This window comes from Oceanimonas sp. MB9, from assembly GCF_011319775.1.
GTDB lineage: Bacteria > Pseudomonadota > Gammaproteobacteria > Enterobacterales > Aeromonadaceae > Oceanimonas > Oceanimonas doudoroffii.
Genome location: NZ_VFBE01000009.1, coordinates 801,022 through 816,992 on the forward strand (window position 1 = coordinate 801,022; position 15,971 = coordinate 816,992).

A 15,971-nucleotide genomic window follows, 5' to 3' on the forward strand; every position below is an offset into this window, starting at 1 on the left:
AAAAAAGGCCGGCATATGCCGGCCTTTTCACAGGGTGCGCAAGGGTTACTTGTCGGCCACCTGGGTCTTGAACTCGCGCTCGGCGGCGCCGGTGTACAGCTGGCGCGGACGGCCGATCTTCTGCTTGGGATCGGACATCATCTCGTTCCAGTGTGACATCCAGCCCACGGTGCGAGCCAGGGCGAAAATCACGGTGAACATGCTGGTGGGAATGCCGATGGCCTTCAGAATGATACCGGAGTAGAAGTCCACGTTCGGGTACAGCTTGCGCTCCACGAAGTATTCGTCGGACAGCGCGATGCGCTCCAGCTCCATGGCCACGTCCAGCAGCGGATCTTCAATCTTGAGATCGTCCAGCACTTCGTGACAGGTTTCACGCATGACCTTGGCACGGGGATCGAAGTTCTTGTATACCCGGTGACCAAAGCCCATCAGACGGAAGGGGTCGTCCTTGTCCTTGGCGCGCTCGATAAACTCGGGGATACGATCCACGGAGCCGATCTCTTCCAGCATGCGCAGGCAGGCCTCGTTGGCGCCGCCGTGAGCCGGTCCCCACAGGGACGCGATGCCCGCCGCAATACAGGCGAACGGGTTGGCACCACTGGAGCCGGACAGACGCACGGTGGAGGTGGAGGCGTTCTGCTCATGATCCGCATGCAGGGTAAAGATGCGGTCCATGGCTTTTTCCACCACGGGGTTGACCTTGTAGTCTTCACAGGGCACGGCAAACATCATTTGCAGGAAGTTGCCGGCGTAGCTCAGCTCGTTGCGCGGATACACGAACGGCTGACCCACGGAGTATTTGTACGCCATGGCGGAAATGGTCGGCAGCTTGGCGATCAGGCGCTGGGCGGCCAGTTCGCGATGCTTAGGATCATTGATATCCATGGGGTCGTGGTAGAAGGCCGACAGGCCGGCGATCACACCACAGACGATGGCCATGGGGTGGGCGTCGCGGCGGTAGCCCTTGAAGAAGGAGGACAGCTGCTCGTGCACCATGGTGTGGCGCATGATGTCGCGGCTGAACTGCTCATACTGTTTGGCGGTAGGGGCTTCGCCGTATAACAGCAGATAGCATACTTCCAGGTAGCTGGCGTCCTGGGCAAGTTGCTCGATGGGGTAACCCCGATGCAGCAACACACCCTTATCACCGTCGATGTAGGTGATCTCGGACTGGCAGGAAGCGGTTGCCAGGAAGCCGGGGTCATAAGTGAAATAACCGTGTGAGCCGAGGGTACTGATATCGATCACATCATAGCCAGCGGTGCCGGAGGCGATAGGAAGCTCGATGGGTTCCTTGCCGGGCAGATGCAGAGTGGCCTTTTGGTCAGCCATAGCACGTCTCCTTTGCTTTTATAATTAGGCCCATGGATTAGGCGCTTATGCAGGGAACAGTCGTCATTTTAACTGTTCCGGCCTCCATGGTGCCGACATATTGAAAACTAAAGCGGTGAGCAATGTCAATTTTACCGCTGGCGGGCAACACTTGGTTAACCCCGTTGTGCGATCAACTTTACAGAATTGGCAATTGATTCAGGTGCTTCGTTGTATTTGTTGATTCCCTCCTTATACTGGCTTCCCGAGGGTATAAGGACGCAGTTGTGGCCAGGCCGCAGTCGTACTGCTTTCGCTGTTTCAGCCTGCCGCGGGCGGAGCAGCAAAAGCAGCTTGTTCTCGGTAGTGACCTCAGTCCGTATATCCGGGTAATGTCTGTCAAAACAATAACTAACGTGCTCAATCGAGCTAGTGGGCAAGACTGTGACTAAAAAACAGAGACCTGTAAACCTCGACCTACGGACTATTCGCCAGCCCGTTGCCGCCATCTCTTCCATTCTCCACCGGGTATCCGGCGTAATCACCCTGTTTGCGCTGGCCATTCTGCTGTGGCTGCTCAGCGAGTCGCTCTCGTCCGAGCAGGGCTTTAACGCCGTGGTGGAAATCATGGATGGCTTCTTTGTCGGCTTCATCCTCTGGGGTGTGCTGACCGCATTGGCCTACCACATTGTAGGCGGCATTCGCCACCTCATTATGGATCTGGGCTATTGCGAGGAGCTTGAATCGGGAGCGCTGAGTGCCAAGGTGGCATTTGGTGTGACCATCGTTCTGTCACTGCTGGCGGGGGTACTGGTATGGTAACCAATTCTGCATCCTTTGGTCGTAGCGGCGTGCATGATTTCCTGCTGCTGCGTGCGACTGCTGTCATCCTGACCCTGTACACCCTGTATCTGGTCGGCTTTATCGCCTTTAACGACATCACATACGCCAGCTGGACCGGCTTTTTTGAAGGCACCTTCACTCGGGTGTTTACCCTGCTGGCCCTGTTCAGCGTGCTGATGCACGGCTGGATTGGCGCCTGGCAGGTGCTGTCGGACTACGTCAAGCCGGCACTGTGGCGGGGCCTCGCCCAGTTCGCCGTGGTGGTATTGCTGCTGTCCTATCTGCTGACCGGTATCGTTGTTTTGTGGGGTGTTTAAGGTGACTATTGCTATTCGAGAATTCGACGCCGTGGTAATCGGCGCCGGCGGTGCCGGCATGCGCGCCGCCCTTCAGATTGCTGAATCGGGCAAGAGCTGTGCGCTGTTGTCCAAGGTATTTCCGACCCGTTCTCATACCGTGTCCGCTCAAGGGGGCATCACGGTTGCGCTGGGCAATGCCCACGACGACAACTGGGAATGGCACATGTACGACACCGTCAAGGGCTCCGACTACATCGGTGACCAGGACGCCATTGAATTTATGTGCCAGACCGGCCCCGAAGCCATTCTGGAGCTGGAAAAAATGGGTCTGCCGTTCTCCCGTTTCGACAACGGCAAGGTCTATCAGCGCCCCTTCGGCGGCCAGTCCAAGGCCTTTGGTGGCGAGCAGGCGGCCCGCACCGCGGCGGCTTCTGACCGTACCGGTCACGCCCTGCTGCACACCCTGTACCAGCAAAACGTCAAGCACAAGACCACGGTATTTTCCGAGTGGTACGCACTGGATCTGGTGAAGAACCAGGACGGCGACGTGGTGGGTTGTACCGCCATCGACATCGAAACCGGTGAAGTGGTCTACTTCAAGGCCAAGGCCACCATTCTGGCTACCGGCGGTGCCGGTCGTATCTTCCAGTCCACCACCAACGCCCACATCAACACCGGTGACGGTGTCGGTATGGCGCTGCGTGCCGGCGTGCCGGTACAGGACATGGAAATGTGGCAGTTCCACCCCACCGGTATCGCCGGCGCCGGCGTACTGGTAACCGAAGGTTGCCGGGGTGAGGGCGGTTACCTGCTGAACAAGGACGGCGAGCGCTTTATGGAGCGTTATGCCCCCAACGCCAAGGACCTGGCCGGTCGTGACGTGGTGGCCCGCTCCATGATGATCGAAATCCGCGAAGGCCGCGGCTGTGATGGCCCCTGGGGTCCGCACATCAAGCTGAAGCTGGATCACCTGGGTCAGGACGTGCTGGAAAGCCGCCTGCCGGGCATCTGCGAGCTGTCTCGCACCTTTGCCCACGTCGATCCGGTGAAAGAGCCGATTCCGGTTATTCCTACCTGTCACTACATGATGGGCGGCATTCCCACCAACGTTCACGGCCAGGCCCTGAAGCAGGATGCCAATGGCAACGACGTGCCGGTGAAAGGCCTGTTCGCTGTGGGTGAGATCGCCTGTGTATCCGTACACGGTGCCAACCGCCTGGGCGGCAACTCGCTGCTCGACCTGGTGGTATTCGGTCGTGCCGTGGGTCGCCACCTGAACGAAGCCCTGAACCAGCTGGGTGACAGCCGTGCGGCTTCCGAGTCCGATCTGGAAGAGTCCCTGTCCCGCTACAACCGCTGGGAAAGCACTCGCAACGGCGAAGACCCGGTACAAATCAAGAAAGACCTGCAGCGCTGCATGCAGAACAACTTCTCCGTATTCCGGGAAGGCGATGCCATGGCGTCCGGTCTGGCTGAACTGAAGGAAATTCGCGAGCGGCTGAAGTCTGCCCGTCTGGATGACACCAGCCGTGACTTCAACACCCAGCGCATCGAGTGTCTGGAGCTCGATAACCTGATGGAAACCGCCTACGCCACCGCCGTGGCCGCGAACTTCCGGACCGAAAGCCGTGGTGCCCATACCCGTTTCGACTTCCCTGACCGGGATGACGCAAACTGGCTGTGCCACTCGTTGTACAACCCCGAGTCCGAGTCCATGAGCCGTCGTGAAGTGAACATGGCGCCGGTGACTCGTGAAGCGTTTCCGCCGAAAGTGCGGACCTACTAAGGGGAGGGGAGTGAAGATGCAAGTAACTGTTTCCGTATATCGTTACAATCCCGAGACCGACGCCAAGCCCTACATGAAAGACTATCGGATGGATATTCCCGAAGGCTCTGACATGATGGTGCTCGATGCCCTGCTGCAGCTCAAGGAGCAGGAGCCAAGCCTGGCGTTCCGTCGCTCCTGCCGTGAAGGTGTGTGCGGCTCGGACGGCCTCAACATGAACGGCAAGAATGGCCTGGCCTGTATCACCCCGTTGTCCGACCTGCTCGGCAAGGACAACAAGGTGGTGATTCGCCCGCTGCCCGGCCTGCCTGTGGTGCGTGATCTGGTGGTCGACATGACCCAGTTCTACACCCAGTGGGAGAAGGTCAAGCCCTTCCTCATTGCCGAAGACAAACAACCGCCGGCGAGGGAGCGCCTGCAGTCACCGGAAGAACGGTCCAAGCTGGATGGGCTGTATGAGTGCATTCTGTGCGCCTGCTGCTCCACCTCTTGCCCGTCCTTCTGGTGGAACCCGGACAAGTTCATCGGCCCGGCCGGCCTGCTGGCCGCCTATCGCTGGCTTATCGACAGCCGCGATACCGCCACCGATGAGCGCTTGTCCAATCTGGATGACGCCTTCAGCGTGTTCCGCTGCCACGGCATCATGAACTGCGTAAACGTGTGTCCCAAGGGCCTGAACCCCACCAAGGCCATTGGTAACATCAAGTCCATGCTGCTGAAACGGGCAGTGTAACCGTCCCGACTAACAGCCCGCCGCCCGCAAGGGCGGCATTTGACTCGACGACCAGAACGACAGTAGCCCTGTCGCGAAGTTAAAAAGGGATAATGATGCACAATGGCGTAATGCAAGCCTGGCTGGACTCTTCTCACCTGGCCGGTGCCAATGCGACCTATGTAGAAGACCTGTACGAGGCCTACCTGGCCGATCCCGACTCCGTATCCGACGAATGGCGCACCGTGTTTGACGGCCTGCCAGCCGCCGAGGCCCCGGTGCAGGATCAGCCCCATTCACAGGTAAGGGACTATTTCCGTCGCCTCGCCAAGGATACCTCCCGCTATGCCACCCCGGTGAGCGATCCGCATACCGATGCCAAACAGGTCAAGGTGTTGCAGCTTATCAACGCCTATCGTTTTCGCGGCCATCAGAACGCCCGGCTCGATCCGCTTGATCTGTGGAACCGTGAAACCGTAGCCGAACTGGATCCGGCTTTTCACAACCTGACCGGTGCCGATCTCGACGCCACCTTCAACGTGGGCTCCTATGCCATCGGCACCGAGACCATGAAGCTGAAGGATCTGGTTACGGCGCTGAAAAAAACCTACTGCGGCTCCGTGGGTGCGGAATACATGCACATCACCAGCACCGAGGAAAAGCGCTGGATTCAGAGCCGGCTTGAGCCTGTGGTGGGTGAACCTCAGTACAGCACCGAAGACAAGCAACGCTTCCTCGACAGCCTGACTGCCGCCGAAGGCCTGGAAAAATACCTGGGTGCCAAGTTCCCAGGCGCCAAGCGTTTCTCCCTGGAAGGCGGCGACGCCCTGATCCCCATGACCAAGGAACTGATTCGCCGTTTCGGTGAAAAGGGCGGTCGTGAAGTGGTGATCGGCATGGCCCACCGGGGCCGTCTGAACATGCTGGTCAACGTGCTGGGTAAACGCCCGCAAGACCTGTTTGATGCCTTTGCCGGCAAGCATGACACCAACAGCTCCGGTGACGTGAAATACCACATGGGCTTCAGCTCCGACTTTGACACCCCGGGTGGTCCGGTTCACCTGGCGCTGGCGTTTAACCCGTCACACCTGGAAATCGTCAACCCTGTGGTCATGGGCTCGGTGCGCGCGCGGATGGATCGGCTTGAGAACCCGGACGGCCGTCAGGTACTGCCGATCACCATTCACGGCGACTCGGCCTTTATCGGCCAGGGCGTGGTGGCTGAAACCTTTAATATGTCGCTGACCCGGGGCTACGGGGTGGGCGGCACCGTGCGTATCGTGATCAACAACCAGGTTGGCTTTACTACCTCCAACCCGCGCGATACCCGTTCTACCGAATACTGTACCGACATCGCCAAGATGGTGCAGGCGCCGATTTTCCACGTGAACGCGGATGATCCGGAAGCCGTGGTACAGGTGACTCAGCTGGCACTGGACTTCCGTAACGAGTTCGGTCGCGACGTGGTGATCGATCTGGTGTGTTACCGTCGTCATGGTCACAACGAGGCCGACGAGCCGAGCGCTACCCAGCCGCTGATGTACCAGAAGATCAAGAAGCACCCCACGCCGCGCAAGATTTACGCGGACAAGCTGATTGACAAGGGCACGGTGTCGGCAGAAGAAGTCACCTCCATGATCAACGAATACCGCGACGCCCTGGATCACGGTGAGTGTGTGGTCAAGGAATGGCGGCCGATGCAGAAGCATTCCGTCGACTGGTCACCCTATCTGGGTCACGAGTGGGACATGGCCTGGGACTCTACCTATGGTATGGACAGGCTCAAGGATCTGGCAGACCGGCTGACCCGTTATCCGGAAACCCACACCCTGCAGCGCCAGGTGTCCAAGATTTATGAAGACCGCAAGCGCATGGCTCGGGGCGAGAAGCTGGCGGACTGGGGTTTTGCCGAGACACTGGCTTACGCCACCCTGTGTGACAACGGTTACGAAGTGCGTCTCACCGGTCAGGATTCCGGCCGGGGTACCTTCTTCCACCGCCATGCGGTATTGCACAACCAGAACGATGCCAGCATCTATACCCCGCTGTGCTACCTGTCGGAAGATCAGGGTCAGTTCCAGGTATACGACTCGGTACTGAGCGAAGAAGCGGTCATGGCCTTTGAATATGGTTACGCCACCGCCGAGCCCGTGGGTCTCACCGTCTGGGAAGCCCAGTTCGGTGACTTCGCCAACGGTGCCCAGGTGGTGATCGACCAGTTCCTCGCCGCCGGCGAGCAGAAATGGGGCCGCATGTGCGGTTTGACCCTGCTGCTGCCTCATGGCTACGAAGGCCAGGGCCCCGAGCACTCCAGTGCCCGCCTTGAGCGCTATCTGCAGCTGTGCGCCGAGCACAACATGCAGGTGTGTGTGCCCACCACGCCGGCCCAGGTGTTCCACATGCTGCGTCGCCAGGTGCTGCGCCCCATGCGTCGCCCGCTGGTGGTGATGACGCCGAAGTCGCTGCTGCGCCATCCGCTGGCCGTTTCCGAGCTGGAAACCCTGGCCAACGGCACCTTCCAGAACGCCATCGGCGAAATTGATGATCTGGATCCCAAAGGCGTCAAGCGTGTGATTCTTTGTGCCGGCAAGGTGTATTACGATTTGCTCGAAGCGCGTCGCAAGAACGAACAGACCGATGTGGCCATCATTCGGATCGAGCAGCTGTACCCGTTCCCTCAGGAAGAGGTTGCCGCAATTCTGGCCGACTACCAGCACGTGCAGGACTTCGTCTGGTGTCAGGAAGAGCCGCAAAACCAGGGCGCCTGGTACTGCAGCCAGCATCATTTCCGGGCTGCCATTCCGGAAGGCGCCAAACTGAGCTACGCCGGCCGTGAAGCCTCTGCTTCTCCGGCAGTGGGTCACCCCTCGGTTCACTTACAACAACAAAAGGCGTTGGTGGAAGACGCACTGACGTTGACCAAAGCTTAATGCACTAAGGACATATTGATGAGCATCGAAATCAAGGTTCCCGACCTCCCCGAATCCGTTGCCGACGCCACTATCGCCACCTGGCACAAGCAGCCTGGCGACAGCGTAGAGCGCGACGAAGTGATCGTCGATATCGAAACCGACAAGGTGGTACTGGAAGTACCGGCCCCCGAGGCCGGTATTCTGGAAGCCATTATGGAAGACGCCGGCGCCACCGTGCTGGGCCAGCAGGTGATTGGCAAGCTCAAGCAGGGCGCCAAGGCCGGCGAAGAGACCAAGGAAAAGCCCGCCGCCACCAATGGTGAAGCCAAGACCGAGGCCAAGGCTGACGCCGCCGACAGCGACGATCTGAGCCCGGCGGTACGCCGCCTGGTGGCCGAGCACAACATTGATGTGAGCAAGCTGTCCGGCTCCGGCAAGGGCGGCCGCATCACCAAGGAAGACGTGGAAGCCTTTATCAAGGGCGCCGGTCAGGCCAAGACCGCCGACAAGCCGGCGGCAGCCAAGGCCGAAGCGCCGCTGGTGCCTGCCGGCGCGCGCGAAGAGAAGCGTGTTCCCATGACCCGTCTGCGCAAGCGCGTGGCCGAGCGTCTGCTGGAAGCCAAGAACACCACCGCCATGCTGACCACCTTCAATGAGGTCAACATGAAGCCGATCATGGAACTGCGCAAGCAGTATCAGGACATCTTTGAGAAACGCCACGGCATTCGCCTGGGCTTTATGTCCTTCTACGTGAAGGCGGTAGTGGAGTCACTCAAGCGTTACCCGGAAGTGAACGCCTCCATCGATGGTAGCGATATCGTTTACCACAACTACTTTGATGTCAGCATCGCCGTGTCCACGCCTCGTGGCCTGGTTACCCCGGTACTGCGCGATTGTGATCGCCTGAGCCTGGCCGACATCGAGAAGAGCATCAAGGATCTGGCCATCAAGGGCCGTGATGGCAAGCTGACCGTGGATGACATGACCGGCGGTAACTTCACCATCACCAATGGTGGTGTGTTCGGCTCCTTGATGTCTACCCCCATCATCAACCCGCCGCAAAGCGCCATTCTGGGTATGCACAAAATCCAGGATCGTCCCATGGCGGTAGACGGCAAGGTGGAAATCCTGCCGATGATGTACCTGGCTCTGTCTTACGATCACCGTCTGATCGACGGCCGCGAGTCGGTTGGCTTCCTGGTGTCCATCAAGGAGCTGTTGGAAGACCCGACCCGTCTGCTGCTGGACGTGTAAGCCAACAATAACTAAAAAAGGGCGGGCTGGTTCCCGCCCTTATTATGCCCTGAACCCAACACAACAACGGAAACACAACATGAATTTGCATGAATATCAGGCAAAACAGCTGTTCGCCGAATACGGTCTGCCCGTATCCGAAGGCTACGCATGTGACAACCCGCAGGAAGCGGTAGAGGCGGCCAGCAAGATCGGCGGCAACATGTGGGTGGTTAAATGTCAGGTCCATGCCGGTGGTCGCGGCAAGGCAGGCGGCGTCAAGCTGGCCAAGAGCAAGGAAGAGATCCGCGAGTTCGCGGAGCATTGGCTGGGCAAGAATCTGGTAACCTACCAGACCGACGCTAAGGGACAACCGGTCGCCAAGATCCTGGTGGAATCCTGTACTGACATCGACAAAGAACTCTACCTGGGCGCGGTTGTTGACCGTGGTACCCGTCGTGTGGTGTTCATGGCATCAACCGAAGGTGGCGTGGAAATTGAGAAGGTGGCCGAAGAGACCCCCGAACTCATCCACAAGGCTGCCATCGATCCTCTGGTGGGCCCGCAGCCCTACCAGGGTCGTGAACTGGCATTCAAACTGGGCCTGAAAGGCGACCAGATCAAGCAGTTCACCAAAATTTTCCTCGGTCTGGGACAGATGTTCCTGGACTACGATTTCGCCCTGCTCGAAATCAACCCCCTGGTGATCACCGAGGCCGGCAACCTGCATTGCCTGGACGGCAAGATCAACATCGACTCCAACGCCCTCTACCGTCAGCCCAAGCTGCGTGAGATGCACGATCCGTCCCAGGACGACGCCCGTGAAGCCCACGCCGCCAAGTGGGAGCTGAACTACGTGGCGCTGGACGGCAACATCGGCTGCATGGTTAACGGCGCCGGTCTGGCCATGGGTACCATGGACATCGTCAACCTGCACGGCGGTTCTCCCGCCAACTTCCTGGACGTGGGCGGTGGCGCCACCAAGGAGCGGGTAACCGAAGCGTTCAAGATTATTCTCTCCGACAGCAATGTCAAAGCGGTGCTGGTGAACATTTTCGGCGGCATTGTACGCTGTGACATGATCGCCGAAGGCATTATCGGTGCGGTGAAGGAAGTGGGCGTGAAAGTGCCCGTGGTGGTGCGTCTGGAAGGCAACAATGCCGAAGCCGGCACCGCCAAGCTGGACGAGTCCGGCCTCAACATCATCGCCGCCACCAGCCTGACCGATGCCGCGGTTCAGGTCGTCAACGCCGCACAGGGGAAATAACAGCATGAGCATTCTGATCAACAAAGACACCAAGGTCATCTGCCAGGGCTTCACTGGCGGTCAGGGTACCTTCCACTCCGAGCAAGCCATTGAGTACGGTACGCAAATGGTCGGCGGCGTGTCCCCGGGCAAGGGCGGCACTACCCATCTGGGTCTGCCGGTGTTCAACACCGTGCGCGAAGCCGTGGAAGCCACCGGCGCCACCGCTACCGTGATCTACGTACCGGCTGCCTTCTGCAAGGACGCCATTCTGGAAGCCATTGACGCCGGCATTGAGCTGATCGTGACCATCACCGAGGGCATTCCTACCCTCGACATGCTGGACGTGAAAGTGAAGCTGGACGAAGCCGGCGTGCGCATGATCGGCCCCAACTGCCCCGGCGTGATCACCCCCGACGAGTGCAAGATCGGCATCATGCCCGGCCATATTCACAAGAAGGGCAAGGTGGGCATCGTGTCCCGCTCCGGCACCCTGACTTATGAAGCGGTCAAGCAGACCACCGACGAAGGCTTTGGCCAGTCCAGCTGTGTGGGCATCGGCGGCGACCCCATTCCTGGCTCCAACTTCATCGATATTCTGAAGCTGTTCCAGGAAGATCCGGAAACCGAAGCCATCGTGATGATCGGTGAAATCGGCGGCACCGCCGAAGAAGAAGCCGCCGCCTTCATCAAGGCCAACGTCACCAAGCCGGTGGTGTCCTACATTGCCGGTGTGACCGCCCCCCCGGGCAAGCGCATGGGCCATGCCGGCGCCATTATCTCCGGCGGCAAGGGCACCGCTGACGAAAAGTTTGTCGCCCTGCAGGACGCCGGTGTGAAAACCGTACGCTCCCTGGCCGACATCGGCTCCGCCCTGCGCGAAGTCACCGGCTGGTAAAATGCCCCCGGCGACAGCGTGAAGCCGAACAAGGAGCCGTAAGGCTCCTTTTTTTTGCCTGCCTGCGAGCGTTGCCTCATTCCTTTATTCTGTTACTTCCCTGAGTCCGTTGCACCTGTCACACAACGGCCGCCGGTCATGGTGGAAACCGCCGGGGCAGTGAGCTTTGGTGAGCTTTCCGGCTGTGTATTTTGTTAGCATCGTCCGCTACCAACCCCAAGGGGGAAAGTGGCCCCGGTGCGGTTCAATATTGCGGAAGACGGTACGGTGAGGTTCTCCAGCTCGCGGCCAGAACCTCCGCCGCCACGGAAGCGGTGGCAGCCATCGTCAGCCGAAACCAGAAAATAACCCAGGACGTGATGACCACCATAGGTGAGATCCAGTCCTGCTTCGATACGGCTGGTTAGCATATTTCGCTGGAAAATGTGAGGTTTGATGCGCTATTGTCCGGAGCAAGGCGGGTTGTCTGCGCGGTTGAACAGGTGGGGTAGCATGCTTCCTGGTTTTTCAGTTATCGCCGACAGCCCATGTTTTAAGCGAGGGGCAAGGCCCTTTCCCCGGCACACAACCTTTTTAGCGGTGGCTGATTAAGATGCTTGCAAGCAGTTACAACCAGATACTGGTGCTGTGCTCCGTGGTCGTCGCCATTTTGGCCTCCTACACCGCATTGAACATGGCCGGCAGGGTATCCAGCTCATCGGGCAGGGGGGCCCGACTGTGGCTGGTGGGTGGCTCTTTTGTCATGGGCTTTGGCATCTGGTCCATGCACTTTATCGGCATGCTCGCATTCCGCCTGCCGATTGCGCTCGGCTATGACGTGGCCATTACCCTGCTGTCACTGGTGATAGCCATCGTGTCTTCCGCGTTTGCGCTGCATTTGGTCAGTCAGGAGTCACTGCCCTGGCCCCGGCTGGTGGTCGGCGGCATCATCATGGGGCTGGGTATTGCCAGCATGCATTATTCCGGCATGGAAGCCATGCTGATGACGCCGCGCATTGTGTATGATCCCTGGATATTTGCGTTGTCGGTGTTGGTGGCCATTCTGGCTTCCCTGGGCGCCCTGTGGCTGGGATTCAGCCTGCGCAAGCAAACCAACGCCAGCTTTACCCGCCTGGGCGCAGCCATGGTGATGGGCTGCGCCATTGTGGGAATGCACTATACCGGGATGGCAGCCTCGCGTTTTCCGCTGAACAGTTTTTGTGGCGCCGCCAACAGTGGCATCGACAACAAATGGCTGGCGGTGCTGGTCATTATTGTCAGCATGGCGGTGTTTGCCATTGCCCTGATCGTGTCCATGCTCGATGTGCGCACCAACAAGCTGGCCAGCTCCCTTGATGAGGCCAATAACGAGCTGATCAAGCTGGCGCTGCATGACAACCTGACCATGTTGCCAAACCGTATTCTGCTCAATGATCGCATTGACCAGGCCATATATCGCGCCGAGCGCAAGAAGGGCGGGTTCGCGATTCTTTTTCTCGACCTGGATGGCTTCAAGGCCGTCAATGACATGCACGGCCATCATGTGGGCGACCTGCTGCTAAGGGAGATTGCCCACCGCCTGAGTGCGATCAAGCGTGAGGAAGACACCATCGCCAGGCTGGGCGGGGACGAGTTTGTCTTGCTGATGGAGCCGGATTCACCGGAAAACTCGGCGGTGCTGGCGCAGCGCCTGATCGACACCATTGAGCAACCCTGTGAAATCGCCAACCTGCTGTTGCATGTGTCGGTCAGCATCGGTATCGCCATTTATCCGCAGGACGGACACAGCGGGCACGAGCTGATGGTTAACGCCGACGCCGCCATGTATCACGTCAAAAAACAGGGCCGCAATGGCTATCGTTTCTTTGAACGCAGAATGAATGCCGAGGTGCACCTGCAGATGCAGCTCAAGCAGGATTTGCGCCTGGCCATTCAGCGTCACGAGTTTGTGCTGCATTATCAACCCAAGGTAAAGGCGCCGGATGGCCCTGTTTCGGGCATGGAGGCCCTGTTGCGCTGGCATCACCCCCAGCACGGTTTGTTGTCTCCGGATCGCTTTCTGCCCCTGGCGGAAAGCTCGGGCATGATCATCGAAATCGGCAACTGGGTACTTGATCAGGCCTGCCGGCAGATAAAAGTCTGGAGTGAGCTTGGCCACGAAGAGCTGACCGTGGCGGTGAACTTGTCGACGGTGCAACTGGGCAGCAGCAGCCTGGTGAATGAGGTACGCCTGGCACTGGAGCGCCATGCACTGCCGCCGTCCCGGCTGGTTCTGGAAATTACCGAGTCCACGGCCATGGGCGATGCGGAGGAGAGCTTCAGCGTGTTGAACCGGTTGTCTGCGCTGGGCGTGTCCATTTCCATCGATGACTTCGGCTCCGGCTATTCCAGCCTGCTCTACCTCAAGCGGTTGCCGGCCAATGAGCTGAAAATAGACAGGGGATTTGTGCGGGAGCTGAAGCGGGGCAGTGATGACGAAGCCATAGTTCGGGCCGTGATTGCCCTGGGAAAAACGCTCAATATGAAGGTGGTGGCCGAAGGAGTGGAAACCCGAGAGCAACAGGCATTGCTGGCCGAGCTCGGCTGTCATTCCCTGCAGGGCTATTTACTGGGCAGGCCTTCGGCCCCCGAGACGCTGGTGCTGGGTAATTCGGGATCAGGGGAGAGTGCCGGGGCGTTAGCGGCACCTTCTCATACCGTAACGGTTGTTAATCGGGAGGAGCAACCGGTTGCTGGATAACGCTTTTCTTTGCCTTTGGTGCTGGTTAGAATTCCTGCCCATTTCCATTCGGCAAGAAAGGATCCTTCATGGCAACGACGCCCTCGGCAGGTCGGCCGGGAAGACAATATTTGCCAGCGATATGGCGGCGAATATTGTTCGTTGTCATGCTGAGCTGCCCCTCTTTTTTTATTCACGCCGAGGCGTCCTTCCACCAGGGTGACTGTGTCAACCTGTGTTACCAGATTGAACAACTCCATGTCGATTATTTGCCGACGGCCCCGCTTACTTTATCCCAAATAAGGGCGCTGCCGGCGTCTCCGCTAACATTGCCATGGTCGGCCGGCTTTACTTCGCAGCCGGCCTTTTTTCTTTTGACCTTGCACACCGAACGGGATCATCTTCAACAGATTATTGAGGTGTCACCGACCTTTCTCGAAAAGGTAACGCTGCGCCCATTGCTTGCAAGGCCAGGGGCAAAGCACGAACAATATATTGAACAAACTCAGGGCCTCGATGTTGCCGCCGGCGGGAATCATCAGGTATTCAGGCACGCCGCCTTTGATGTACGCCTTGCTGGCGCAGGAGAGCACCATTTTTTGCTGACCCTGGACAGCCGTTCCGCCAAGGCCCTGCAGTTGTCGTTCTACACGCAGGAAGCCTATTACCAGAAAGACATTACTTCGGCCATTGGCTTTATGCTGCTGTATGGCTCCCTGGGCATGATGGTACTGATTACGCTGCTGACCGGCCTGGTGCTGCGGGAAAGTGTGTATCTGGTGTATTCGCTTTATGTTCTGGCAAGCAGCTGCATTCATTTTATTGCGCAGGGCTGGGCGAAATACCTGGGATTCTGGTTTGAGTCGGTGCCTCAGCTGGATGTCATGGCATTGATGATGATGCTTACCCTGGTGTCTGGCATTGAGCTGATCCGTATTACCAATCTTCATATTCATTACCCACGGTTATGGCGATGGCTGCGCGCCGGCGGCCTGATAATGGTCGCCGGGCTGCTGTGCCTGCTGTGGGCCGGTCATTACTCCCTGGTGTCGGCCAGTCTGCAGGTTGTCTTTCTGCTGCTAATCCTCTTTATGACCTTGATGACGGCCGTGCTTTCTTTTAAGGGGGAAAGGGCGGCGCAAATATATCTGCTGGCCTTTGTGGCGCACAATGTTTCCTCGGTGATTCGAATTCTGGCCAGTTTTGGTGTGGTGTCACTGGGAGCCTTTTCGCTGTTTGCAATCAATGTCACCATCGTGATCCATGCTTTGCTTATTTATCTGGCGGTACTGGCCCGCGTAAAGCACCTGAAGGCGGACTCCGTCCGCCTTGAAAAAATGGATATCAAACTGAAATTTGAGATGCGGTTGCGAGAACTGCAGGCCCGTTTTTTCAAGCTGCTGACGCATGATTTCAGGATGCCGGTCAGCGTTATCGGGCACGCGCTGGAACAAGACGATGCGGGCAAGCCCGAAAGCATGCGCGTGATTCGGCATCAGTTCTTTCGGCTGGAACAGCTGATCGATCAATATGTCGATATGCATTTCAAACTTGATGTCGCCAGGGATGACGGTGCACCAACGGATATTGCCGATGTCCTTGAGGCCGTGGTTGCCCATTATCAGTTTGCCAGCGACCGTCATGAAATAAGCCTGACGCCGGTTTCCGCGCTGCCCTGTCGCCTCAATGCCGGCATAATGGAAATGATCGTCGGCAACCTGATCAGTAACGTCATCAGGCATGCCCCTGAGGGCACCCATTGCGAGGTCCGTGGCTGGCAGGAAAAGGACCAGTTGTTGATTCAGGTATGTGACGACGGGCCGGGCATTCAACGACTCAACAAGGGGGTGGGCCTGACCCTGACATGGGAAGCGGTGGAGTCTCTTGACGGGCAGATTGAATTTTTTTATTCCCCTGACAGCGGCAATACCTTTGTGCTGCGGTTTTGTGAGGCTATCGTCACAAACAGCCTGTCTCAATCGGAACAGCCAATGATAGGATCCGTTACCTGAATCAGGTCCATTTCGGCG

11 protein-coding genes are annotated in these 15,971 nt (G+C 58.3%); 10 read left to right on the forward strand and 1 reads right to left on the reverse strand.

Annotated elements, in window-relative coordinates; genetic code table 11:
• Nucleotides 1–45: 45 nt before the first annotated feature.
• Nucleotides 46–1,335 (reverse strand): citrate synthase, encoded by a 1,290-nt coding sequence (locus OJHNALOF_RS15075; RefSeq protein WP_094199191.1) that lies wholly within the window; start codon nt 1,333–1,335, stop codon nt 46–48.
• A gap of 411 nt (nt 1,336–1,746) precedes the next feature.
• On the opposite strand from OJHNALOF_RS15075, the gene sdhC reads away from it, so the two are divergent.
• From sdhC to OJHNALOF_RS15125, 10 genes are all read left to right on the forward strand, one after another.
• On the forward strand, nt 1,747–2,136 hold the full coding sequence (gene sdhC, locus OJHNALOF_RS15080) for a succinate dehydrogenase cytochrome b556 subunit (protein WP_094199192.1): 390 nt from the start codon (nt 1,747–1,749) through the stop codon (nt 2,134–2,136).
• The gene (sdhD, locus tag OJHNALOF_RS15085) at nt 2,130–2,474 is read left to right on the forward strand and encodes a succinate dehydrogenase, hydrophobic membrane anchor protein (RefSeq protein WP_094199193.1); all 345 of its coding nucleotides are present in this window, start codon (nt 2,130–2,132) and stop codon (nt 2,472–2,474) included. Before sdhC ends, sdhD begins: the two co-directional genes overlap by 7 nt.
• Nucleotide 2,475: 1 nt before the next feature.
• Nucleotides 2,476–4,242 (forward strand): succinate dehydrogenase flavoprotein subunit, encoded by a 1,767-nt coding sequence (sdhA, locus tag OJHNALOF_RS15090; RefSeq protein WP_094200516.1) that lies wholly within the window; start codon nt 2,476–2,478, stop codon nt 4,240–4,242.
• A 16-nt stretch (nt 4,243–4,258) separates the two neighbouring features.
• Nucleotides 4,259–4,975, forward strand: a complete 717-nt coding sequence (locus OJHNALOF_RS15095; RefSeq protein WP_094200517.1) for a succinate dehydrogenase iron-sulfur subunit — start codon at nt 4,259–4,261, stop codon at nt 4,973–4,975.
• A gap of 95 nt (nt 4,976–5,070) precedes the next feature.
• Nucleotides 5,071–7,884 (forward strand): 2-oxoglutarate dehydrogenase E1 component, encoded by a 2,814-nt coding sequence (gene sucA / locus OJHNALOF_RS15100; protein ID WP_094199194.1) that lies wholly within the window; start codon nt 5,071–5,073, stop codon nt 7,882–7,884.
• Between the two features lie 18 nt (nt 7,885–7,902).
• On the forward strand, nt 7,903–9,120 hold the full coding sequence (gene odhB, locus OJHNALOF_RS15105) for a 2-oxoglutarate dehydrogenase complex dihydrolipoyllysine-residue succinyltransferase (RefSeq protein ID WP_094199195.1): 1,218 nt from the start codon (nt 7,903–7,905) through the stop codon (nt 9,118–9,120).
• A 79-nt stretch (nt 9,121–9,199) separates the two neighbouring features.
• Nucleotides 9,200–10,366, forward strand: a complete 1,167-nt coding sequence (sucC, locus tag OJHNALOF_RS15110) for an ADP-forming succinate--CoA ligase subunit beta (protein WP_094199196.1) — start codon at nt 9,200–9,202, stop codon at nt 10,364–10,366.
• 4 nt (nt 10,367–10,370) lie between these two features.
• Nucleotides 10,371–11,243 carry a succinate--CoA ligase subunit alpha gene (sucD, locus tag OJHNALOF_RS15115; protein WP_165662518.1) on the forward strand — a complete coding sequence of 291 codons (873 nt, stop codon included), beginning with the start codon at nt 10,371–10,373 and terminating at the stop codon, nt 11,241–11,243.
• Nucleotides 11,244–11,835: 592 nt separating this feature from the next.
• Nucleotides 11,836–13,962 (forward strand): bifunctional diguanylate cyclase/phosphodiesterase, encoded by a 2,127-nt coding sequence (locus tag OJHNALOF_RS15120; protein WP_165662519.1) that lies wholly within the window; start codon nt 11,836–11,838, stop codon nt 13,960–13,962.
• Nucleotides 13,963–14,030: 68 nt separating this feature from the next.
• Nucleotides 14,031–15,953, forward strand: a complete 1,923-nt coding sequence (locus OJHNALOF_RS15125; RefSeq protein WP_165662520.1) for a sensor histidine kinase — start codon at nt 14,031–14,033, stop codon at nt 15,951–15,953.
• The last annotated feature ends 18 nt before the right edge of the window (nt 15,954–15,971 follow it).

Excerpts from the sequence above, each read along its gene's own strand:
- sucC (WP_094199196.1), top strand. The coding sequence starts at position 9,200 with ATGAATTTGCATGAATATCAGGCAAAACAGCTGTTCGCCGAATACGGT.
- sucA (WP_094199194.1), top strand. The coding sequence starts at position 5,071 with ATGCACAATGGCGTAATGCAAGCCTGGCTGGACTCTTCTCACCTGGCC.
- sdhD (WP_094199193.1), top strand. The coding sequence starts at position 2,130 with ATGGTAACCAATTCTGCATCCTTTGGTCGTAGCGGCGTGCATGATTTC.
- OJHNALOF_RS15095 (WP_094200517.1), top strand. The coding sequence starts at position 4,259 with ATGCAAGTAACTGTTTCCGTATATCGTTACAATCCCGAGACCGACGCC.
- OJHNALOF_RS15120 (WP_165662519.1), top strand. The coding sequence starts at position 11,836 with ATGCTTGCAAGCAGTTACAACCAGATACTGGTGCTGTGCTCCGTGGTC.
- sucD (WP_165662518.1), top strand. The coding sequence starts at position 10,371 with ATGAGCATTCTGATCAACAAAGACACCAAGGTCATCTGCCAGGGCTTC.
- OJHNALOF_RS15125 (WP_165662520.1), top strand. The coding sequence starts at position 14,031 with ATGGCAACGACGCCCTCGGCAGGTCGGCCGGGAAGACAATATTTGCCA.
- odhB (WP_094199195.1), top strand. The coding sequence starts at position 7,903 with ATGAGCATCGAAATCAAGGTTCCCGACCTCCCCGAATCCGTTGCCGAC.
- OJHNALOF_RS15075 (WP_094199191.1), bottom strand. The coding sequence starts at position 1,335 with ATGGCTGACCAAAAGGCCACTCTGCATCTGCCCGGCAAGGAACCCATC.